General features: G+C 33.0%; 8 protein-coding genes and 1 tRNA gene. 7 read left to right on the forward strand and 2 right to left on the reverse strand.

Annotated elements, in window-relative coordinates:
• Window positions 1-93 precede the first annotated feature (93 nt).
• Complete coding sequence (locus ACT8VG_RS05095; protein WP_187012935.1) at window positions 94-1686, forward strand: PTS transporter subunit EIIC; 1593 nt, start codon at window positions 94-96, stop codon at window positions 1684-1686.
• 1 nt (window position 1687) lies between these two features.
• Complete coding sequence (locus ACT8VG_RS05100) at window positions 1688-2515, forward strand: PRD domain-containing protein (RefSeq protein WP_187012934.1); 828 nt, start codon at window positions 1688-1690, stop codon at window positions 2513-2515.
• A 34-nt stretch (window positions 2516-2549) separates the two neighbouring features.
• Here the strand turns inward: ACT8VG_RS05100 and ACT8VG_RS05105 are convergent.
• A tRNA-Arg gene (locus tag ACT8VG_RS05105) sits at window positions 2550-2626 on the reverse strand.
• Window positions 2627-2682: 56 nt separating this feature from the next.
• Here ACT8VG_RS05105 and thpR point away from each other — a divergent pair.
• A complete protein-coding gene (gene thpR / locus ACT8VG_RS05110; protein ID WP_418220870.1) occupies window positions 2683-3723 on the forward strand; it encodes an RNA 2',3'-cyclic phosphodiesterase in 1041 nt (346 codons plus the stop codon).
• Here the strand turns inward: thpR and ACT8VG_RS05115 are convergent.
• A complete protein-coding gene (locus ACT8VG_RS05115; protein WP_217106821.1) occupies window positions 3707-4525 on the reverse strand; it encodes a Cof-type HAD-IIB family hydrolase in 819 nt (272 codons plus the stop codon). The genes thpR and ACT8VG_RS05115 overlap by 17 nt on opposite strands.
• 77 nt (window positions 4526-4602) lie before the next feature.
• Between ACT8VG_RS05115 and ACT8VG_RS05120 the strand changes: the two genes are divergently transcribed.
• From ACT8VG_RS05120 to ACT8VG_RS05135, 4 genes are all read left to right on the forward strand, one after another.
• Complete coding sequence (locus tag ACT8VG_RS05120) at window positions 4603-5208, forward strand: lysoplasmalogenase family protein (RefSeq protein ID WP_187012931.1); 606 nt, start codon at window positions 4603-4605, stop codon at window positions 5206-5208.
• 33 nt (window positions 5209-5241) lie between these two features.
• Window positions 5242-5715, forward strand: a complete 474-nt coding sequence (locus ACT8VG_RS05125) for a pyridoxamine 5'-phosphate oxidase family protein (RefSeq protein ID WP_217106822.1) — start codon at window positions 5242-5244, stop codon at window positions 5713-5715.
• Between the two features lie 105 nt (window positions 5716-5820).
• On the forward strand, window positions 5821-6069 hold the full coding sequence (locus tag ACT8VG_RS05130; RefSeq protein ID WP_129981164.1) for a DUF3781 domain-containing protein: 249 nt from the start codon (window positions 5821-5823) through the stop codon (window positions 6067-6069).
• A 98-nt stretch (window positions 6070-6167) separates the two neighbouring features.
• Window positions 6168-6689, forward strand: a complete 522-nt coding sequence (locus ACT8VG_RS05135; protein WP_187013143.1) for a hypothetical protein — start codon at window positions 6168-6170, stop codon at window positions 6687-6689.
• The last annotated feature ends 150 nt before the right edge of the window (window positions 6690-6839 follow it).

Consider the following 6839-nt stretch of genomic DNA (forward strand, 5'->3'; position numbering starts at 1 on the left):
TAAGAAAAATTCATAAATTTTTCTAATAAAATGATTAGAGTATCATACTATATAATGGTAAAATAAATAATACTACAAGAAGGAGGTGGAATCATGTTTAGTAAGCTATTTAGTAAATTACAACGTGTAGGACAAAGCTTTATGATACCTATAGCTGTTTTACCTGTGGCAGGGTTATTAATGGGCATAGGTCAGTCATTCACAAATGAGACAATGATTCAGACTTACCATCTTCAATTTATATTAGGAAAGGGAACACCACTCTATGCATTATTCACAATCATGTGTAGTGCAGGTAAAATTGTTTTTGATAACCTTCCAGCTTTATTTGCGGTAGGTATTGCAATGGGTATGGCAAAACATGAAAAAGCGACTGCAGCTTTCTCTGCACTGGTTAGCTTTTTAGTTATGCATGCTTCTATTAATGCCTTACTTACTATTAATGGTTTTATAGTAGATGGGAAGGTGGCTGATTTTGTCAGACTAGGTACAATCAATGCGATTTGTGGCATTCAATCTTTAGATACAGGTGTCTTTGGCGGTATAGTAGTAGGACTTGGTGTTGCTTATCTTCATAATAGGTTCTATATGACACGACTTCCTGATTACTTATCATTCTTTGCAGGCACACGTTTTGTCCCAGTCATCTGTTGTGTGACATTTGTTTTTGTAGGAATCCTATTCTTTTATATATGGCCACCTATTCAGGAGGCTATCTATCACCTAGGTGTATTTATAAGAGACAGCAGTTATGCAGGTATATTCGTATTTGGACTTGTAAAGCGTATGTTGATTCCTTTTGGATTACATCATGTGTTCTATCTTCCATTTTGGCAGACAGGACTTGGTGGCAGTATGGTAGTGGATGGCCACCTGATCCAGGGAGCTCAGAATATCTTCTTTGCGCAGCTTGCTTCACCTCATGTCAAACATTTCAGTGTAGAAGCCACTCGCTTCTTCTCGGGAGAATATATCTTTATGATATTTGGCCTGCCTGGTGCTGCCCTTGCAATGTATCATTGTGCAAGACCAAGCCAGCGTAAAAAAACAGGAGGTTTATTACTTTCTGCTTCACTCACTTCTATATTAACAGGTATTACTGAACCAATTGAATTCACATTCTTATTTCAAGCACCACCACTCTTTTTGATTCATGCGCTTCTAGCAGGAAGTGCATATGCAGTGGCTCAGGCTTTAAATATAGCGATAGGTGTCACTTTTAGTGCAGGAGCGATTGATTTCTTCTTGTTTGGTATATTACAGGGTAATAGTAAAACAAACTGGGTCTTTGTCCCAATAATAGGTTTTATTTATTTCTTACTTTATTATTCAATCTTTAAGTTTGTGATTAAACGTTATGATTTTAAAACAGTAGGTAGAGGAGAAGATACACAGCTGCATACAAAAAAAGACTATTCTAGAAAGAAAAGTCTTGACGTAGACAGTTCTGTGTCTCATTCTATTGTAGAAGCATTAGGAGGTATTCCTAATATATTAGATGTTGATACATGTACAACACGTCTGCGTGCGACTTTAAAGGATCCAACATTAGTTGATGAGGAAGCTTTAAAGGAAACAGGTGCTGCAGGTATATATATGCGTGGAGAAGGTATCCAAATTACCTATGGACCACATGTTGTCATTATTGTATCAGAAATAAAACAGATATTACATGAAGGAGAATAAAGTGGAAAAACAGCGTTATGAAGTCATTGGAACGCTAAACAATAACGGAGTTGTTGCAAAAGATGAACTCAATAAAGAAGTTATATTACTAGGGAAGGGAATAGGCTTCAAAAGAAAAGCAGGAGATGTAATTGAGAATCCTGGAAAAAATATTAAATGCTATAGTTTAGAGAAGAATACTGGTAAGAATGTCTTACAGGGGGTTGATCCTATCTTCTTAGAAATAGCCAATGAAATTATCCGTTATGCAGAAAAAGAATTTGGTGATATAGATACTAAGATTCTTTTACCTCTTGCAGATCATATTGCATTCTCTATTGATCGTATTAAGAATGATATGGTCATCTCTAACCCTTTGACAAGTGATATTAGATTATTATTTGCAGATGAGTATGAAGTGGCCAAGAAAGCAAGAAAAATCATTAAGAGAAGATTAGGTTATGAAATCACTGATGATGAAATTGGTTATATTTCTCTTCATATTCATGCAGCTTTGAGTTCTCAGCCACCTGGACGTTCATTACAGGTTGCCAGCATTATTCATCAAACAGTTATTTATGTAGAAGAAACATTTAATATAGTGATTGATGAAGACTCTATTGCTTATATTCGTTTAGTCAACCATATTAAATTCTTAATGGTCCGTCTAGACCGTAAAGAAGATGTACAGGTCTCTATGACAGACTATACAAAAGAAAAGTTCCCAGAAAGCTATGCTGTTGCATGTCGTGTCGCTGATTATATAGAAAAGCTGATTCTAGAAAAGATATCAGACGAAGAAGTAGGCTATCTTGCGATACATATAGAAAGAATCAGACATAGTGTATAGTAAAAGGCAGCGTAAGCTGCCTCTTTTCAATATTTGGCGCGCATGACAGGAATTGAACCTGCAACCTTCAGAGCCGGAGTCTGATACTCTATCCAATTGAGCTACATGCACATAGCTTATTCATTATATCATAGTTTATTCATTATATCATAGAAAGGATGAATTTTATGAGACAATTTATTGCACTTACATTCAATTCTTCTTTTAAAGAAGAATTAATGTCAATCATGGATACTTTAAAGGAAGAAGGGATTCAAGGTAAGTATTATGATCTAGATAATCTACATATGACTTTAGCTTTCTTTGGTGAAACAGATAGACAGGATGAAATTATGGAAATTATTCATTCTATTCCTTTTCCTGAAATCACCATTACTTTGAACCGTATTGGTCATTTCAAGAAGATTTATTGGGTAGGTATTAAAGACAATCCTGTATTAGATGAATATGTCAATACATTAAGAGGAGCATTAAAGGCACATGATATACCATTTGATGATAAACCTTTTTATCCACATATCACAATTTTAAGAAAAGCAGAAGAAGGAGATAGAACACTTCAAGAAGTCTCTACTAAAGACATCAAAGTAGAACTCTTGCAGGCTCATTATTTAGAAGAAGGGCTCAAGTATCTTCCTTATAATGAACAGTCTTTAATAGCGAAGATAAACAAAATATATCAACAAAAGGGACATGTCACTATCGCAATAGATGGAAGATGTGGAAGTGGGAAAACAACTCTTGCAAATAAATTAAAAGCATATTTTGATTGTCATATATTTCATATGGATGATTTCTATCTTCAGGAATATCAGCGTACACAAGAACGCTATAATGAACCAGGTGGTAATGTAGATAGAGAAAGATTTAAAAAAGAAGTATTAGAACCTCTTAAACAACATCAAGATGTTCTTTATCGTCCTTTTGATTGTTCCACAATGTCTATAAGTGAAGGAACCTTATACTCTTATAAACCTATTAATATCATAGAAGGGTCTTATTCATGTCATCCTGAATTAATAGATGCTTATGATCTTTCTATATTTGTAGATATAGATGAAACACTCAGACTTAAGCGTATAGAAAAAAGAAATGGAAAAGAAGCTCTTAACATGTTCATAAAAAAATGGATACCATTAGAAGAAAAATACTTTTCTTCATTTGATATCCAAAATCATTGTGATTTTTATTTTAAAGCAGGTCGTTAGCGGCCTGTTCTTTATTTTTTCTAAGTGCTTTTTTAATAATCTTTAAACATCCCTGATCTTCATTAGAATCAGTAATACCATAAGCAAGTTTCTTGATTTCATCTACTGCATTCTCCATCGCAAAACCATACTTCACAGAATTTAATAAAGCATAATCATTCATCTGATCACCAAATGCGAGACATTCATCTCTAGAAATATGTTCATGTTCCTGAATATAACGCATACCAAGACCCTTATTTACACCATCTCTTTGAATATCCATCCACTCATTACCAGATGTAATAATCTGTAACCCACTAGGTAAGATAGAAGTAATATCACCAGCATTCTTTTTAATATCACCATTAGGGTCAAGTATCGCAACCTTAGTAATAGGTTCATCAATCTCATCAAAATCATCAATTAACTTATTTGAACAATAATAAGTAGTAAGTTCTTTAGTAAGATGATCCTTCTTTCTTGCATAAGCGTATTTCTCACCAGCTACTACAATCTTAAAATCAGGATAATGTTCCTTTACTCTCTCTATTGCAAGAAATGCTTTCTTACGGTCCATATCAAACACTTCCAAAGTATTTGGTCCCTTCGCAATATAACTGCCTCCATCTGCAATAAAATACATATCCTCACTCATTGGTAAAAACTTCTGGTAAAGTCTGGCATACTGATTACCACTTGCAGCTACAAACAGTACACCCTGTTCCTTCATCTCAAAAAATAAATCAATAAAAGACTTATCAAACTGCTTCTTATTATCTAGGAATGTTCCATCCATATCTGTCGCAATTAATTTGATCATTTGTCTTTTCCCCCTTTGTGAACAACTATAGCACACATCATTGAATTGTGGTAGACTATTTCAGAAAGGAAATTATTATGATAGTATTATTTATTCTATTATTTCTGATAATGGTATGTACATGGCGTACACGTTATCACATCTATACAAAAGGTTTATGCTCATTAGGTTTTATCCTCACTGCTTATTTCTCTCATCAAACAAAATTATTTCTTCTTATACTTCCAGCACTACTAGGCTATATGATTGGAGACATACTCTTATGTAAGAAGGAACTATTTAGATATGGTCTTAATGCATTCCTAATTGGTGATATAGCCTTCTTATTCTTCTATTATCACTTTGAACCATTTACATATATAGAATTAATTGTTCCTGTATGTGCTATGATTCTTCTAGAAATACTTGCTTACTATAAGATTGTAGATTTCTCAACTTACAAAACAGAACTGACTAGCTATATATTTGCGTTAGTCTGGCTTACTACAAAAGCTATTTTGACAGCTTTTACTCTCAATACTCTTAGCTTTATTATGATGGCTATAGGGCTTATTCTCTATCTCATATCTGATATTCTATTAGCGTTTTATAAGACAAATAAGATACAAATATTAGGAATATTAAATATTTTCTTCTATTATTTTGGAATATTTTTAACCGCTTACAGTTTTTCTTTCCTCTAATGTGTTAAAATAGATACAAAAGGGGAGAGAGAAATGTCAGAAACAGTAGTAGACTTAAAGCAGTTAAGGGAGATGCTTCATCATTTTGATACACTACATATTGCATTCCAAGATGACGAATATCCTTATATCGTTCCAATGAATTTTGGAATAGGTGATGATAAAGATAAAATAGTACTTTATATTTATACACCTAGAGAAGGAAAGATGACTCGCCTGATCAAAGAGAATCCTCATGTAGGCATACAGGCAGAAACACTCTATGAATATTTTTGTAAACCAGATAAGACTGTATCTAATTCTTACTCATCTATTATAGGTAAAGGTATTATTGAACCTATTTCTCATGAATCTTATAATGAAGCAATGGAGTCTATCCTGACTCATTGTGGCTATGAAACATATCCTTATAATAAGGATTATATAGATACATGCTATATTTATAAGATCACATTGAATCAGGTGACAGGGAAATATCATTTTAAAGGAGAAAATGTAAGTAACTAAATATATAGACTGTTGTGATTAAATGTGTTCAAATCCCCTCAAAGGAGAGCATTAAAATGAACACGACAAATATCACAAATTATCATTTATTGAAGAGATTAAGTTATGGAAGATAAACAAATATTACTTGATAATATAAATAAAGTGCATACTACTGAAATGGGTATTAATAGAATTATAAAAAATCTAAAATTAAATACAAATGATGTAGTAGAATATTGTAAAAATAAAGTTTTAGATAAGAACTGTAATATATATAAACAAGGTAAGAATTGGTATTGTGAAATAGAAAATATAATAATTACTATAAATTCATATAGTTACACAATTATAACAGCACATATCAAGAGATAAATTATAACTTATCTTATAACACACATCTTCTATTCTGGAGATGTGTATTGTATAATCAAATTATCAGAAAATAATTACACTCAGAAAGGAGCATTTTTATGGTACTTGATAACATGAAATTTACAGACAAAGAGTCTCTGACCTTTGTTCCCATTAAATTGATTAATACATTCTGTCATTTCTTAGATGTGGAACATCCAGATGTTGACTTTAAATGCATCAAAGCTAAAGACATCCAGCGTAATCCTGAACTTCGTAAAAAATATCGACCATATCAGGAACAGTGCCGGAAAGCTTTCATTCAGGCTGGATTCGAAGATAATATTCGAGCAAACGGATATGACGGTTTCATCTCCAACATCGACCCGGAATGGTTATTCAATCGTCTTTGTACCTTCTTTAAACCGGATGTCAACCCTATCGCCTATGAATACATGACACGGTCCTTTGGTCATTATGACCCTGATAATGACGATAGAATCTTACCAACCATCTGGCGCAGTCGTTTTGAAATCATCGGTGACGGTGAACAATGTGATAAACTGGCAAATTTAATCGACTACTGCAATTTAACAAATGATAATCTTGCACTTATCCTGCAGACATTAAAATTAAAATAATGTTCCGCAGTGCAGAGCATTATTTTTTTCAAACATAAGAGAAAGGAGCATTTTCATGGTACTTGATAACATGAAATTTACAGACAAAGAATCTTTGACCTTTGTTCCCATTAAATTGATTAATACATTCTGTCATTTCTTAGATGTGGA

This window comes from Catenibacterium sp., from assembly GCF_052354645.1.
GTDB classification, from domain to species: Bacteria; Bacillota_I; Bacilli_A; order Erysipelotrichales; family Coprobacillaceae; genus Catenibacterium; species Catenibacterium mitsuoka_A.